This is a genomic window from Pedobacter sp. 10L46_2 (assembly GCF_056395165.1).
This window is the reverse complement of the sequence record NZ_JBFTIZ010000241.1, coordinates 1-15669: the sequence shown is the minus strand read 5'-3', so window position 1 is coordinate 15669 and position 15669 is coordinate 1. Positions and strand designations below refer to the sequence as shown.

The following is a 15669-nucleotide window of genomic DNA, read 5'->3' as shown; positions in this document are numbered from 1 at the left end:
TTTCTAGTATTTAATTAATAATAATGAAAAATGTGGCATATAAATCGCTTATAATTAGCTAAAAGAGTTAGTGAAATGTCCAGAAAAATATTAGCAGTTGACGACGATAGTGATATAGTTGATATTATTAAGATTGTATTGGAGGGTGAGGGTTTCGAGGTATCTACTTTAACCAGCGGGAGAAATGTATTGAATGTCATATCATCGTTAAGGCCTGATCTGGTATTGTTAGATGTGATGCTTGGTGGAATTGACGGCCGGGACATTTGCAAAGCAATAAAAGCACACAATTTATTTAAAAATATTCCTGTTGTAATGATCTCTGCAAGTCACAATCTGCAAAGTTTATTAAAATTACCAGGCTCACCTAATGACTTTCTTTCAAAGCCATTTGATATCGATAGTCTTGTTAAAAAAGTCAAAGCCCAATTTGCGGCTTAGTTACTTGCCAACTGTACTAATTAATGTATAAATAGTACTAAATTGTATATAGTAAAACGCTTTTGTTACCTGGTCTCAATTCTTATGGGATTGGTTAGTATTTTATGAATGGGGCACTTGTCTGCTATCTGCATTAAGCGTTTACGTTCCTCTTCTGTTAATGTCCCAATCAGTTCAATTTTTCGGGTAATAGTTGTTTCCTTGCTCATTTCCTTTTCCTCGCAAATAGCCAACTCTATTTTAATTGCATCAAGGTTGTATTGTTTCCGATCAGCATACATTCTAACGGTAATAGCTGTGCAGCTTCCTAAACTAGCAAGCAACAATGCTCCAGGTGTCATGCCTTCATCTGTTCCGCCTATGCTTTCAGGTTCATCAGAATAAATAAAATGCCCTCCTGCATAAACCTTAGTTTTATAATGAGACCTGTCTAGCTCTGTAATTGCGGTAATTTGATTATCTGCCATGTTTTAATGTTATGCAGATAAAGCTACAATTAAATTTAAGCATTCTCATTCATAAAATAATCATCTAGATTTAACAATAATATAGCAAGCATTTAAAATAGGCTAAACATATTATAACTTAATTTGTTATAGAAATAACTAACCAGGTATCAGTATGTTAAGTAGCTATTTAAATTTCAGATTTGATGTTCAGGGCAAGCCCATAAACGGATTCTGTATGCGCATACAGGATGATTTTCACGAAACCTATGCAGTAATAGTAGATGGCTACCATTCTTTTTGTGTGTGGTTAGATTCTACTTCCACCTGGAGGTCTTCTAAGCATACCAGTTTAGAACCCACTGCACTTGAACAGATTATTAGCAGAATAATATCAACAGAATCTAAATAATTCTGTAATCTATATTTCTTATCCAAAAAATAAATAAGCAAGACCTATTGCTGTACATACCCCAACAAGATCGGCCAGCAGCATTGCGCCAATAGCATAACGGGTATTCTTAATACTTACAGAACCAAAGTAAACTGCAACTACATAAAAAGTAGTGTCAGAGGCACCCTGGAAAATGCCAGAAAGCCTGCTTGCAAATGAATCCGGACCATAGGTTTCCATAGTACTTACCATCATTCCTCTTGCAGCACCGCCACTCAGTGGTCTTATTAAAGCCGTAGGTAAGCCTTCTACGAATCTGGTGTCGGCCCCTAAAAATGAGAAGAAATCTTTTATACCCCCAATTATTACATCAAAGGTGCCACTGGTGCGAAGCATGCTTATTGCCACCAGCATCCCAACCAGATAAGGGATAATTTTAACGGCGGTTTCAAATCCATTTTTTGCACCTTCAACAAATGCATCAAAAACATCAATCTTTTTATATAGTGCCCCAAGTATAATCAACAGAAAAACCAATAGTATAAGTCCGTTGCTTAAAATTCCTGAGAATGATTTTATTCCATCGGCATTAAGCGAAGTAATGTATAAAACCAATAATGCAATGATGAAAGAAAGACTAAGGATCCAGACAATGACTACAGGTTGAAGCAGGTTAATCTTTTGTTTAAAAGAAACAATAAGCATTGCTGCCATGGTGCCAACAAAAGTAACGATCAGACAAGGAATAAAAATATCAGTTGGATTAGAAGCATTTTGAGAAGCCCTGATTGCAATAACACTAACCGGAATTAAGTTTAAACCAGCTGCATGAAGGCAAAGAAACATGATTTGGGCATTTGATGCAGTATCTTTACTTGGGTTTAGCTCTTGCAAACTTTCCATAGCTTTTAAGCCAAAAGGAGTAGCTGCGTTATCTAAACCTAATAGATTAGCAGAAAAGTTCATAATCATGTGCCCCATAGAAGGGTGGCCTTTTGGAATATCCGGAAATAATTTAGAAAAGAAGGGCCCAACTATACGGGACAATAAACGAATGCCGCCAGCTTTTTCAGCAATGCTCATCAAACCAATAAATAGCGCCAAAATACCTACTAGTTTAAGACATAACTCCACAGAAACCCAGCAGGTTTCAATAATGCCATCTAGTTTTAAAGGATTTGCAGGGTCACTGGCTTTGCCAATGACCATCCAATTAAATATATCAGATTGTCCAAAAAAGAAACACTTTATAGTGGCTACAACAATTGCAACAATGATAAAGGCCGACCAGATTCTACTTAATGCCATTAGGGATAGTTAGTTTTACGATGTTAATGTAGGGATTTTAAACAATATATCCCTATGGCTTTTCATCAGTAAGCTCAAAACCCCATGTTTTACCTTTTTCTGTTGCCGGTATACCCTGTGTCATCCATAAGGGTGCTTTAGCTCCTTTTAAATAATAGTCAAAGAACTGCTGTTCACGGATTTGGATGTCTTTTCTGTTCTGGCGCTTTATCAGGTTATGCGCCTCATTATTGTAGTTTAACATCCATACCGGTTTGCCCAACCTTCTTAAACCTGTAAACATTTCAATTCCCTGGTACCAAGGTACTGCGCCGTCGGCATCGTTGGCCATAATTACTACCGGTGTATTTACTTTAGGTAAGGCAAATAATGGAGAGTTTTCGATGTATAATTCTGGTTTTTCCCATAAAGTTGCACCAATCCTGCTCTGTGTTTTTTCATACTGAAACTGTCTGTTCATCCCACTTTCCCAACGCATACCACCATAAGCAGAAGTCATGTTTACTACCGGAGCACCCGCCCATGCAGCAGCATACATATTTGTTCTTGTAATTAAATGAGCTACCTGATAGCCGCCCCAGCTTTGTCCCTGGATACCGATTTTAGTGCCATCAACCCATGAGTTTTTCTTTAAAAATTCTACCCCGGAATTAATGAATTCTTCTGCAGATTTGCCAGGATAGCCACTTTCATAGCTTATATCTGGTGCAAAAACCAAATACCCATTGCTCACAAAATAAGAGATGTTTAATCTTGAAGGAGTAGGAGCTGGTGGCTGATACGTATATAATCCATTTGATAACTTCTCGTAGAAATATACAATCATAGGGTATTTCTTAGCCGGATCGAAATCTTCAGGCTTGTAAAGAATACCGTCGGCTTTAAAACCTTTAGGTGTACTCCAGTTAACCAGTTCCGCAGTTCCCCAATTGTAATTTTGTTGCTGAGGGTTGGTATTACTTAATTTAACCTCGGTTTTCATATCTGTTGATACGAAAACATTAGGAGAATTGGTATAATTTGCCTTGTCATAAATATAGCGATCGGCATCTCTTGCTTTGCCTAAATTTGAATACTTAAACTTAGCCATAACAACAAGCTCCGGGCTCTTATTGTCGCCGATATTCTTTCTGTAATATCCGTTTTCTTTAGTTGTATTGTTAAAGGCGTCAAGCAGTATCGTCTCTTTTTTACCCAAAAAGCGAACGGTGGTGTCTAGTTGTTGATAGCGGAAAGTAATGTTGTTCTGCCTGCCAAAACCATTGGTGATGTTTTGCGGAGCATTTTTTCCGTCTGGAGAGAATTCCCAGATGTCGTACCTGTCGTATAATAGAACAGCTTTATCATCCTCAGTCCATGCAGCAAGTCCGTAAGCATCTGGCTGATCCGGTACATCATTTTCTTCGTCTACAAGCTTAACATTTAATCCGTTATTTAGGTGTGTAATCTTACCTGTTGCAATAGTATAAGTGTACCAGTTAGCTGTTTTTTTGTCGAAGTAAAGTATAAATTTTCCAGATGGTGATGGCATTGCAGTTCCCACAAGCCCTTCAATGATCTTTTTTCTTGATCCTGTTTTTGTATCAACCAGATAATAGTCTTTAATAGAATTTGCAGACCACTGTGATTGGATTCTGTTGCCAAAATCTGATGATGCAAGTACATAGTTCGAGTTACCTTCATCAATTAGTTTAGCTTCAGGCAGTTTAACGTCTGTTAAAGGCACTACTTTTACATCACTATTAAATATTTCGATAGAAGTTAAATAAGTTCTTTTCGATTCCTTTTCAGCATTTTTTAGCTGCATTGGCTGCAGGTAGTCGTCTTTATAACTCCATACATCCAGCTGTGCATGCTCAAAATCGATAAGGGTAGTATCTTTTGGTTTTTTAATTGGAGCGATACCAAAAAACAGCTTTGTGGCTTCTTTGTTGAAGTTTAATTTTCCATCGCCACTAACTGCCCATTTAGCAGGGAAGCCGGGGATGTCATTGTCTACCAAAACCTGGGCAGTATCTAACGAAGGTGAGTTATAGTATACAAAGTAATCTTTAATTTCGGCTTTTTCCGGACTTCTTTCTCCTAGAAATGCAAGTGATTCACTTTCATCGTCAAACACAAAGTTTTTGAAACTTCCTTTTCCGTTAACCAATGTTTTAAGCGTGCCTTTTTCTGTGTTTAAAAGAAAAACGCCTGTTTGAGCTGTCTTATCTTTTTTGGAACCTGTGCAAGCAAAGGCAAGTTGTTTACCATCTTTACTGAAAACATATTCGTTTACAAATTTAAAAGTACGTTCTGTACCTGTTGTAAGGTTTCTGAAAATCAGATCAGAACCTTCTTTGTCATCCTTTTTAGCAGTGTCTCCCTGTGCTTTCTTTGATGTATCTATAGGTTTTTCTAGTTGATAAGCAAGTAAGGCTAAGCCATTCTCTGGTAGTTTAAAAGATTTCACACGCGCAACCTTTGCAATAGCGAGATTAGTTAAGTTGGCTATGCCCAAAGAGTCCTTTGGCATTTCTTCTATTTTTTTCTTTTTGATTTTTGCTTGTCGTATAGCCGAATAAAAAGGTTTAATGGCAAACACGGCGAATTTAGAATCAGCACTAAACTGAGCACTTTCCACCCGGTTTACTTTTGTTTTCGCATTGGTAAGCAGATTGGTTAAATACAAATTTGCATCTCCTTCCTGCGCAGCGATGCCATATGCCGCCCAATTTCCATTGTTGGATAACCTTCTGGAAGCAACAGATTCCCAGGCATCATACACTGTGTGGTCAAGCGGTTTCTTTTGCGCAAAGCTGATCGTTGTAAAAAATAGGAGAGAGAGAAGTAGATATTTCTGCATAATTAAAATGGTTGTTTTTATCCCGGTTTAGTTCTAGAAACCTAAAAATTAGAAAATTTTAAGACATATCCGTATTGTATATCAAATTTTACAATAAAAGGGGATACCACCAGGCATACACCAAATCCACGCGAAAGTACCTTTTTGTGGACAAAGAGTGAAAGAAGGGTGAACCATGTGAAGCGTTGCTATAAGGACTAGATTGGTTAAAGCAAATTGATACAAAAAAGGGGTCTATCATATATCATGATAACCCCTTTTTTGTGGACGTTTATATAGCCTCTTAAAGAAATAGAATTATTTATTCTTTTTTTGTTGAATCTGTGCTTGTTGCTGCTGACGCATATAGTCTTCCAGCTTAGCACTGAATCTTGATTTCTTTTTCTCTACAACAGGTTTGGTTTTGTTATCCTGAAGTGTTTTATGGATTTTTTCATCATCTACCATAGACTTGATTAGGAACTGCTGAGCAAACGTTAACATGTTAGCTAAGAAGTAGTAGTAGTTCAAACCTGATGGGTAGCTATTTAACACACCTAGAAATACAATTGGCATAATGTAACCGATGTATTTCATTTGACCGGTTGCACCAGAGATCTGATTATTAAAGTAAGTGTAGATCAATGTTGAAATCGTCATCAGTATACACATTAAACTTAAGTGATTACCCAGAATAGGAATGTTTACACCAAACTTGATAAAATCATCATAGGTAGAAAGATCCTTCATCCATAAAAAGCTTTCGCCTCTTAATTCAAATAAATTGGGGAAGAAGAAGAAGAAAGCCATTACAAATGGTAATTGCAGTAACATTGGTAAACAGCCGCCCAATGGATTAACGCCTACTTGTTTGTAAAGCTTTAAATATTCCTGTTGTAACAATGTTGGATTATCATCGCCTACCTTTGCTTTAATTTCATCCATCTCAGGTTTCAAGATTCTCATCTTAGCCATTGAAAGATATGATTTATATGTTAGTGGCGACATGGCTAGTTTTAGCATAATTGTCAGTACCAGGATAATTAATCCATACCCCCATCCAAAACCTTCAAGGAAGTTAAATACAGGCAATACAATAAATCTGTTGATGTATTTTAATGGCCAGTATCCCATGTCTACTTGTTTTTCCAATTCATGTCCCTGAGCTTTTAAGGTAGAGAATTTGTTGGTTCCAAAGTAAAACTCCATGGAATAGTTTTGAGCAGCCAATTGGTTAAATGTAAGTTGCATATTAGCGCCATACCATTTAATCTGACCTGGCTCAGTAGTTACTTTAACTTCAAGTTCACCTTTATCAAAAGGAACTGTTGGTATTAATACCGCCGAGAAGAAGTGTTGTTTGAAAGAGAACCATTCGATTTTTCCTTCTTTTAGTTCTTCTTTTTCGTCTTTAGCAACACTTAGATGGTTGGGATTTTCGCCAGCATATTTGTAATATGGAGCTGAATGTTCCTGCTCTTTTTTACCTGATTTTTCTTGTTCAAGTAAAGTAGCTTCCCAGTTTAAAGTAATTGTATTGTTTTGAATAACCTGATTTAAGCCATTCAGGTTAATGTTAAAACCAACCTTACTGCTATTCGGTTTTACATCGTAAACAAATTCAATGTATTTATCCCCAGAATAATTGGCGCGCATAATTACGCTGTTTGCGCCATTTTTAGAAGCAGTAAAATATAAATCGTTAGTATTTACAATTTTGCCACCTATGTTTAGGTTTAAGCCAAACTTGTTTTGATTACCGTCAAACAAAATTACCGGTTTACCATCATAAGTAGTCTGTCCTTTAACTTGAGCGGAAAGAATCTTACCACCTTTGTTAGTGAAAGTTAATTTTAAGTTCTCGTTTTCTAAAACGCTAGTTTGCTCTGTGCCAGAGATATTGCCACCAAAAGGACCTTTTAATGCAGTCGAATCAACAGCTGGCAATGTAGCAACTGCTGCTGTAGCCGGAGTTGCGGTAGTATTTGCTGTTGCTTTCTTTATAGAATCAGCAGCAATTCTTTCATTTTCTTTTTTAATTTCAGCCTCACTTGGCTTGAAAAAGTAAAAAGAACCTGCCAGAACAATCATGATCAGGAATAATCCTGTAAACGTATTTCTATCCATTATTGTTAATTAAACGCGTATTATTTTATTTTCTTCTTCGCAAACTCCATCGCTGCGGCGACAAATTTAACAAAAAGTGGGTGAGGATTAGCAACTGTTGATTTTAATTCAGGGTGAAACTGTCCACCAACAAAGAAAGGATGGTTTTTAAGCTCCACAATTTCTACCAGATTACTTTCAGGATTGATACCTGAGGCAATCATTCCTGCTTCTTCAAATTGACTTAAGTAAGCGTTATTGAATTCATAACGATGTCTGTGACGCTCTGTAATATGTTGTTTTCCGTAAGCAGCATAAGCCTTGGTACCTTTTTTAAGGTCGCATGGATAAGAACCTAAACGCATGGTACCGCCTTTATTGGTAATGGTTTTCTGATCTTCCATCATATTAATTACCGGATGCTCAGTGTTTTCATCAATCTCGGTAGTATTTGCATTTTGTAATCCAAGTACATTTCTTCCATACTCGATAACTGAACATTGCATACCTAAACAAATTCCAAAGAACGGAACGTTGTTTTCTCTTACATATTTAATTGCATCAATTTTTCCTTCAATACCTCTGCTACCAAAACCAGGAGCAACAAGTAAACCATCTAAATGACCAAGTTTTTCTTTCGCATTATCAGGATAAACTCCTTCTGAATGAATGTATTGAACACGTACTTTGCATTCGTTCTTTGCACCGGCATGAACAAATGACTCAGTTATAGATTTATAAGCATCAGGTAATTCCACATATTTACCTACAACACCTATAGTTACTTCTGATGTAGGGTTTTTTAAACGACCAAGGAAATCTTTCCAGCTTTCCATATCAGGTTCGTTTTTATGAGCCAGTTTTAATTTGGTTAAGACCGTTTTATCCAACTGCTCTTTCATCATTAACAACGGAACTGAATAAATTGATGATGCATCAATAGATTCGATTACCGCATTAACGTTTACATTACAGAACAAGGCAATTTTTTTACGGATGTCCTGAGAGATATGGTGCTCAGTACGGCAAACCAAAATATCTGGTTGTATACCATACTCCAATAAAGCTTTAACAGAGTGTTGTGTAGGTTTGGTTTTTAATTCGCCGGCTGCTGCAAGGAAAGGGATTAGTGTTAAGTGGATAACTATGGCATTATTAGCGCCTTCTTCCCATTTAAACTGACGTACTGCCTCTATAAATGGAAGAGATTCGATATCACCAACAGTACCACCCAGTTCCGTAATAACGATATCATATTTACCGCTATCGCCTAAAATGCGCATGTTTCTTTTGATCTCATCAGTAATATGAGGTACAACCTGCACAGTTTTACCAAGGTATTCCCCTTGTCTTTCTTTGTTGATTACATTCTGATAAATACGACCAGTAGTAATGTTGTTAGCCTGTGTGGTTGGAACATTTAAGAAACGCTCATAGTGCCCAAGATCAAGGTCTGTTTCTGCACCATCTTCAGTAACATAGCATTCGCCATGTTCGTAAGGATTTAGCGTTCCCGGATCGATGTTGATATACGGGTCAAACTTTTGAATGGTTACACTGTAGCCGCGTGCTTGTAATAGTTTGGCTAATGAAGCGGAGATGATGCCCTTACCCAAAGAGGAAGTAACACCGCCCGTAACAAAAATATACTTAGTCATGTTTGTGAATTTCTGATATAAAGGAAAGTTAGCAAATAAACCGAAGCTTTAAGGCTCTTTTTTTAAATATTCGTAAAGGAAAAAATGATTTAATGAAATTCTCTATATGATTTGCCTTCTAGCTGCTGACTAACAATTATATAAATAAGCCGGTTTAAAGTACAAATCCATATATCGCTTTGCGTATTTCTTCTGGTTTTTCGTTTTTATTTCCGTTGTAACGCGTAAATAATTCAATTAATTTCTTCAATTCTCTCTCTGTTTCTGTTTTTTTGCCCTTGTTAGGTGGTTGAATTTCGTTATTAAAATTATTAAAAGCATCAACTTTGGTGGCAAACCAGGTCGTATTTAGTCTGGGGATGGCAAGCCCCAATATCATGCCTGGCAACCCGTTGAACCCCTCAGGTCCTCCGCGCAGTAAAATTTCATCTGTATAAAAAGCAACCACATAAACCGTGTCGTTAATGCGACCTATGGCTTTCCTGCATTCGAAACCGGAAATAATACGGATGTCGTGCATAATTTTCCAGCTTACATGGGGTATAGTGTCTTTCAGCAGGTAATCGTCGCCCATAATGTTTTTCCTTAATACGCGGTTTCTGTTTGCGTAATCGGCATAAAGTTCGTTGGTCGATTCGCCAGGTGCAATAAAGTACATTAAATCCTCATCATTGTCGTCTTTTTTTTGAGCTTTATAAATAGACCTTGTACGGTCAAAATAAAGGTCCCAATTACTGGTTTTGTACTTTTTCATACCTCCTTTAATTTCATCAGAAAGTCCAAAATCCGCCATTGTACGCACCATGTTTATCCTTTTTTCGAACGTAATTTTTCCATTCGGAATAAAAAGCTGCTGGGCCAGCAACTTAAACGGCATTGCACAGAAGAGAAGAAAAAATACAGACCTACTCATTGATTAGCTATTTAACGCTGGAGTTTTTAATAAAATTACCACTTAAATTCCAGTTTATTCCAAATAATACATATCTGGGAATATAGCTAAACGTACTTTCACTTTTAATATTTCCACCAACATATCTGTTGTATCCAATTTTTTGATTAAGGATATCTGTTATGGAAAGTTTAATTTCAAGCGCTTCGTTTTTTAATACCTTGGTTGATAGATATCCATTCCATATGATTACGTCCAGATCTTTATCAAAAGATGAGTTGGCAGGACGAAATGAAAGTGACATGGTTGAGTTAAATTCGAATTTGTAAGGTAATTGTACTGTTGCAGATAACTCATGGTCGTGAATTAAGCTTCTGCCGTCGTTAATGCTACCAATAGATGATTTACCATACATAAAGCTGGCCGATGGGGTATAGCTTAAATCAAGTTTATGTGTATAGTAATTAAAAGATGTTCTCAAATTAAATTGAGTGTTTCTTGTTTTGTTTCGTGTAAAGTTTAATATCGTTTGGTTGTTGGAGGTATTAAACCCGAGGTCTACACCAAAGCGGAAGTTTAACTTCGGAAAACCTTTAGAGTAATATACGTTTCCTGCTATTGAATTGTTTCCATTCAGGTTGGTATAGCTGGAGATTCTTTTGTTAAATTCATCAACTATTTCTGTGTCGACAATTGCGTTATTTGTAAAACCGTAGCTAAAATAACCAGAGATATACTGGTCGGTTGAGAACTGAAAACTATTGTAAGAAAGGCCGAAGTTATTTGTAAACGAAGGCCTTAAAGATGGGTTTCCAATAACCTGAAATAAGGGGTTGTTTAGCTGCCTTACCGGTTGTATTTGATTAATGCTTGGCTGTTGCATGTAACCATTGTAGTTTACAGATAAGTTGCTGTTGTTGTTTATTTTATAGAATAGGTTGGTGCTTGGCGACAAGTTTAAATAGTTGCGATCAAAGTCGCTTTGCTGATCCAGATCTTTAAGCACAAAATTTGTTTGTGTGGCTTCCAATCCGGTAGAGATAGAGAAGTTCTTAACCTTATATTGCGTAATTATTTTTCCAACATTAGAGAAATTGATGAACTTAAAATTATTACTTAAAGAGTCTATTTTATTGGTGCTATTATCTGAAACTAATCTGTAGCTGCTTGATGCTATTGTTTTAAAGCTATATCCTGCTTCTATAGCCCACCGTTTTGACAAGGGTTCTGTATAACTGATCCTGGTGCCTATTGACTTTTGATCGTTTACGTTGTCTTTATTCAGGTTCGTGTTTTCTACCCGGTTTTCATGGCCATTGTCATCATAGTACTTTGTCTGATTTATACTTTTTTCAATGTTTTTACTGGAAAGATTCTCGGGCTGAATGTCTATTGATAGTGTTCTTCCTTTTTTATTAAATCTTTTTGACCAGTTGATATTTCCATTAAATGCTTCACTATGACCAGAGCCGGTATTGGTTTGGGTATTGTTACTGATAAATAAGCCTCGCTGATCTCTTGTAAAGTCGTCACTCGTAGAGTTTAGCTGATTTCTGTTTTGCTTTGCTCCAAAGGCTATTTTTAATGTAGTAAGTGAGTCGATATTGTAACTATATCCACCTCTTAAGCTTTCACCTGTATTTTTCGACCTGTCTTCTTTTCTTCCGGAGCTTGAAAATAACGATCCATTGGGTAAAAGTTCCTCGGATTTAGAAGTTCTTACATTCTTGTTTTTGTAATCGAAGCCTTTAAAATTGAGCTTTATTCCCATTGTGTTGTTTTCGAACCTGTCGGCAAAGTGCCCCCCCATATTGAAATTATTGGGCAAACCGCTGGTGGGGGAGCTGTAATCATCATCATCATCACCACCAGAGGAATACATCACCGAGCTGCCATCATCGCCCACCTCAATTACATCATATTCTTCGCCTTTAAGCTTTCGCATAGATCGGTTGATCTTAGAATCATTGGTTAGGGTAGAGTAGGTTCCATAAACTGCAGCTTTGAGCTTGCTCTTAAAAACCCCAGCCATAGCACCGTAATCACGGAACTTGTCGTTTCCCTGGTTTGCATCTAAAGATGCCAGGTATCCGTTTTTGGCATTTTCCTTTAATTTGATATTAATGGTTTTGTTTTTTACCCCATCATCTATTCCCGTAAGCTCTGCTGTTTTACTTTTTTTATCGAAAACCTGAACTTCTTCTACAGCATTTGCCTTTAAATATTTTGTGGCTAAAAGCGGGTCATCGCCAAAAAACTCATCTCCATCAACCAAAACTGTCTTTACATCTTTACCCTGTGCTTTTATATTTCCGTTTTTATCTACAACAACTCCTGGTAGCCTCTTTAGCAACTCTTGAACATTCGCATTGCTACGCACAGCAAAGCTATCAGCCTGAAACACCAAAGTATCGCCTTTCATGCGTACGGCACTTTTAGCCTGTATAACTACTTCACTTAAGAGTTTTGATTTTAGCTCCATTTTAATGTCGCCCAGTTTGATGTTGGAAGTGTCCGAAATCCTTAAGTTCGTGATATAGTCGGCCATTTTAGGGAATGTTACCAGCAGCTTGTAATCACCCTTGGCAATGTTTCTAAATTCAAACTTTCCCTCTGCATTTGTTCGAGTAGTTTTAACCATTACAGAGTCAACGGATCTTAGCAATAAAACTGAACTGTGTTCCAGATTCCTTTTTTCCAATGTATCGACAACCCTACCGGCAACACTTGCTTTTTGCGCAGTTACGGTAAGAAACGATAGTGTAAGGAAAATGAAAATGGATAACCTCTTCAGCATAAATTACCGTATAACATTTATTAAGAAAGCTAAAATAATGTTTTTTGACAACTTAAGGTTTTTATGCTGGGGGACAAAAAAAAGGCCCGAAATATTTCGGGCACTTTCTTTAAAGTATATTTGGTTAGAATATTCTAGGTTGTTTATTTATAAGTTATTACGTAGTTCTTTTTGTTTCGTTATATAAACATAGTGTTAAATTTGAAATTATCATAATATTTTTTTTAATTATTTTCAACAATTTTAATGGAATGCTCAAAAACGCATCAAATAAGCATTTATTGTGTTGATAGGGGTTTTTACTAAAATATAAGATTTTACTTAGTGCAACAGGTATAGTAAGTTTTAACCTTACCTTCTTTATCAGACCAGGCTACGTAGTTTTTACTCTCTTTACCAAGTCGATAAATGAATCCATTCAATCTGTTTTTTTTTAACTCGTCGAAAAATGCTTTATCGGGTACGTTTGCATCAGGCAGGTCTGCCTCATCAACGGCGGGTTCCATGAAGTTCTCGTCGTCAAAGAAACGGTTAACTTCTTCCTGTAGAAATTTGATCTGATTTTTCTTCTTGGAAAGATCAATGGTAGCAATGTAATTCTTGAACAAATCGGTAGCTTTAATGTCTACATCGTAAATCTGTTTGCCATTAAAAGAGGTGATGGAGAATGCAAGGTGCATGTTGTCGGGTTTATCCCCCAGTATCTGTACTTTAAAGGTATCAGCCTTTAAAGAATCACTAAATGGCTTTGTTACAATCTTTACAAGATCTTTTCCGGCGGCATCGTCTTTGTCTGTGCTATTACATGCAACTAAAAAAATGGTGCAGAGAAAAATGCAGGTTATTAGTTGTTTCATACGCCATCGTTTATTTTAATTAGATCTTCAGGGGTATCTATGGCTATGGTTTCAATTTCAGTTACTTTGGTTTGGATTCTGTACCCATTTTCTATCCACCTTAATTGTTCTAAACTTTCTGCAATTTCTAAAGAGGATTGAGGGAGTTTAGTAATTTCTAACAGGATAGGATAGGTGTAACCATAAATGCCGATATGCTTATAAAACTGATGAGCTTTTAGCCAATTCTCCTTTTCCTGACTTCTGATATACGGGATTGTTTGTCGGCTAAAATAAGTGGCTTCTCCTTTGGAATTGATAACCACTTTAGGAATATTAACATTATAAAGCTCAGTTTCTGTATGTATTTCCTTAATTAAGGTAGCTAACTGAACCCCCTTTTCGTTAAAACACGAGGCTAAAAGATCAATCTGCTCTGGGTCTATATAAGGCTCGTCACCTTGTATGTTTATGATGGCATCGTATCCGGAAACAGACGTTGCTACTTCCGCACAGCGATCTGTGCCACTTAAATGATCACTTCCGGTAACAATGAATTTGCCTCCAAACCTTTTAACTTCAGCAGCAATGCGTTCATCGTCGGTAGCCACAATTACATCAGATAAGCTTGTGGCCTTACTAGCTTGTTCATAAACCCTTTGGATCATACTCTTTCCCTTAATTTGAACTAAAGGTTTGCCCGGAAAGCGGGTTGAGGCGTATCTTGCAGGTATGATTCCGAGAATCTTCATTTAAAATAATCCGTTTATTTCGGCTTCTATAGCTTGTATTATTGTTCCCAGATCTTCAGGGTTATTAGTGAAGTCTAATTTATCCTTATCCAGAATAAGCAGGTTACCCAGTTTATAATCTTTAATCCAGGCTTCGTACTTTTCATTTAACTTTGATAAGTAATCTATTCGGATGCTGGCCTCATATTCCCTGCCTCTGCGCTGGATATTGTTAACCAATGTAGGTACAGATGCACGAAGGTAAACAAGTAAGTCAGGAGGTTTGATAAACGAGGTTACATTTGCAAAAATTGCTTTATAGTTTTGATGATCTCTTGTGGTCATCAGGCCCATGTCGTGTAAGTTATCAGCAAATATATGAGCATCCTCATATATGGTCCTATCCTGTATTACGTTTCTGTTGAAGTTTTGTATATCTACGATTTGTTGGAAACGACTATTAAGAAAGTAAATTTGAAGATTGAAGCTCCATCTTTTCATGTCGCTGTAAAAATCTTCGAGATATGGGTTATTGTCAACAGCTTCGTATAAAGCTTCCCATCCATAATTCTTAGCCAGTAAACCCGTTAGCGTGGTTTTTCCTGCTCCTATATTTCCTACTATCGCTATGTGCATAAACTTTTATTGAAGATCAGTAAGGTAGTTATTTTAGGCAATAAGTTAAAATGATTTGAAGCCAATTAATTGTCTGACCTCTCTTATTGTTTTTTGTGCGCTTTCTCTGGCTTTTAAAGCACCATGAATAGCTACCTGACGTAAATATGAACTGTCTTTAGAAAGATCTTCAATACGCTCACGAATGGGGGTGTTAAAAATGATCATATCTTCGGCCAGTTGCTTTTTGAAGTCACCGTACCGAATACCCATTTTATTATACAAGTCATCAAAATGTTTCAGTGTATCGGCGGGTGAAACAATTTTCATTAAATCAAACAGATTCTGGATTGCTTCCGGTTTTGTTTGGTTTTCCGCTGAAGGGCCACTATCAGTTACCGCGCGCGACACTTTTTTACGGATAATTTCAGGGCTGTCTGATAAATAGATGCAGCTACCTTCTCCGTTTGATTTGCTCATTTTTCCATTTCCATCTAAACCAGGTACCTTAACCAGATTTTTCGAGTAGTTAAAAGCGCTACCTTCTCCGTTTGATTTGCTCATTTTTCCATTTCCATCTAAACCAGGTACCTTAACCAGATTTTTCGAGTAGTTAAAAGC

Annotated in this window: 12 protein-coding genes and 1 pseudogene; 2 read left to right on the top strand and 11 right to left on the bottom strand. The window is 36.8% G+C overall.

The genetic code is table 11. The features are described from left to right. Positions 1 to 75 precede the first annotated feature (75 nt). Positions 76 to 441 carry a response regulator gene (locus AC1DDX_RS20710; protein ID WP_172659169.1) on the top strand — a complete coding sequence of 122 codons (366 nt, stop codon included), beginning with the start codon at positions 76 to 78 and terminating at the stop codon, positions 439 to 441. A gap of 65 nt (positions 442 to 506) precedes the next feature. On the opposite strand, the gene AC1DDX_RS20705 is transcribed toward AC1DDX_RS20710, so the two are convergent. Then, complete coding sequence (locus AC1DDX_RS20705; protein ID WP_172659168.1) at positions 507 to 908, bottom strand: OsmC family protein; 402 nt, start codon at positions 906 to 908, stop codon at positions 507 to 509. A gap of 154 nt (positions 909 to 1062) precedes the next feature. On the opposite strand from AC1DDX_RS20705, the gene AC1DDX_RS20700 reads away from it, so the two are divergent. Continuing rightward, complete coding sequence (locus tag AC1DDX_RS20700; RefSeq protein WP_048906181.1) at positions 1063 to 1299, top strand: hypothetical protein; 237 nt, start codon at positions 1063 to 1065, stop codon at positions 1297 to 1299. An 18-nt stretch (positions 1300 to 1317) separates the two neighbouring features. On the opposite strand, the gene AC1DDX_RS20695 is transcribed toward AC1DDX_RS20700, so the two are convergent. The 10 genes and pseudogenes from AC1DDX_RS20695 to AC1DDX_RS20650 all read right to left on the bottom strand — a co-directional run. Then, entirely contained in the window at positions 1318 to 2589 is a 1272-nt protein-coding gene (locus AC1DDX_RS20695) for a nucleoside recognition domain-containing protein (RefSeq protein WP_172659167.1), read from the bottom strand. Between the two features lie 52 nt (positions 2590 to 2641). Continuing rightward, positions 2642 to 5434: an alpha/beta hydrolase family protein gene (locus AC1DDX_RS20690; protein ID WP_172659166.1), complete on the bottom strand. Its 2793-nt coding sequence runs from the start codon at positions 5432 to 5434 to the stop codon at positions 2642 to 2644. 297 nt (positions 5435 to 5731) lie between these two features. Next, the gene (yidC, locus tag AC1DDX_RS20685; protein WP_172659165.1) at positions 5732 to 7540 is read right to left on the bottom strand and encodes a membrane protein insertase YidC; all 1809 of its coding nucleotides are present in this window, start codon (positions 7538 to 7540) and stop codon (positions 5732 to 5734) included. 20 nt (positions 7541 to 7560) lie between these two features. Continuing rightward, positions 7561 to 9177 (bottom strand): CTP synthase, encoded by a 1617-nt coding sequence (locus AC1DDX_RS20680; protein WP_172659164.1) that lies wholly within the window; start codon positions 9175 to 9177, stop codon positions 7561 to 7563. 154 nt (positions 9178 to 9331) lie between these two features. Further along, positions 9332 to 10090 carry a GLPGLI family protein gene (locus AC1DDX_RS20675; protein WP_477612305.1) on the bottom strand — a complete coding sequence of 253 codons (759 nt, stop codon included), beginning with the start codon at positions 10088 to 10090 and terminating at the stop codon, positions 9332 to 9334. Positions 10091 to 10097: 7 nt separating this feature from the next. After that, a complete protein-coding gene (locus AC1DDX_RS20670; RefSeq protein ID WP_288883877.1) occupies positions 10098 to 12866 on the bottom strand; it encodes an outer membrane beta-barrel family protein in 2769 nt (922 codons plus the stop codon). A gap of 317 nt (positions 12867 to 13183) precedes the next feature. Beyond that, on the bottom strand, positions 13184 to 13723 hold the full coding sequence (locus AC1DDX_RS20665) for a hypothetical protein (RefSeq protein ID WP_172659161.1): 540 nt from the start codon (positions 13721 to 13723) through the stop codon (positions 13184 to 13186). After that, entirely contained in the window at positions 13720 to 14454 is a 735-nt protein-coding gene (gene kdsB, locus AC1DDX_RS20660; RefSeq protein WP_172659160.1) for a 3-deoxy-manno-octulosonate cytidylyltransferase, read from the bottom strand. The genes AC1DDX_RS20665 and kdsB overlap by 4 nt, the downstream gene beginning before the upstream one ends. Further along, positions 14455 to 15069: a deoxynucleoside kinase gene (locus AC1DDX_RS20655; RefSeq protein WP_048906174.1), complete on the bottom strand. Its 615-nt coding sequence runs from the start codon at positions 15067 to 15069 to the stop codon at positions 14455 to 14457. Between the two features lie 45 nt (positions 15070 to 15114). Next, positions 15115 to 15669 (bottom strand): annotated as a pseudogene (locus tag AC1DDX_RS20650) (hypothetical protein); the annotation flags it as partial.

Bases quoted from the DNA above. Each gene is read 5' to 3' on its own strand.
- AC1DDX_RS20710 (WP_172659169.1), top strand. From the start codon at position 76: ATGTCCAGAAAAATATTAGCAGTTGACGACGATAGTGATATAGTTGAT.
- AC1DDX_RS20705 (WP_172659168.1), bottom strand. From the start codon at position 908: ATGGCAGATAATCAAATTACCGCAATTACAGAGCTAGACAGGTCTCAT.
- AC1DDX_RS20700 (WP_048906181.1), top strand. From the start codon at position 1,063: ATGTTAAGTAGCTATTTAAATTTCAGATTTGATGTTCAGGGCAAGCCC.
- AC1DDX_RS20695 (WP_172659167.1), bottom strand. From the start codon at position 2,589: ATGGCATTAAGTAGAATCTGGTCGGCCTTTATCATTGTTGCAATTGTT.
- AC1DDX_RS20690 (WP_172659166.1), bottom strand. From the start codon at position 5,434: ATGCAGAAATATCTACTTCTCTCTCTCCTATTTTTTACAACGATCAGC.
- yidC (WP_172659165.1), bottom strand. From the start codon at position 7,540: ATGGATAGAAATACGTTTACAGGATTATTCCTGATCATGATTGTTCTG.
- AC1DDX_RS20680 (WP_172659164.1), bottom strand. From the start codon at position 9,177: ATGACTAAGTATATTTTTGTTACGGGCGGTGTTACTTCCTCTTTGGGT.
- AC1DDX_RS20675 (WP_477612305.1), bottom strand. From the start codon at position 10,090: ATGAGTAGGTCTGTATTTTTTCTTCTCTTCTGTGCAATGCCGTTTAAG.
- AC1DDX_RS20670 (WP_288883877.1), bottom strand. From the start codon at position 12,866: ATGCTGAAGAGGTTATCCATTTTCATTTTCCTTACACTATCGTTTCTT.
- AC1DDX_RS20665 (WP_172659161.1), bottom strand. From the start codon at position 13,723: ATGAAACAACTAATAACCTGCATTTTTCTCTGCACCATTTTTTTAGTT.
- kdsB (WP_172659160.1), bottom strand. From the start codon at position 14,454: ATGAAGATTCTCGGAATCATACCTGCAAGATACGCCTCAACCCGCTTT.
- AC1DDX_RS20655 (WP_048906174.1), bottom strand. From the start codon at position 15,069: ATGCACATAGCGATAGTAGGAAATATAGGAGCAGGAAAAACCACGCTA.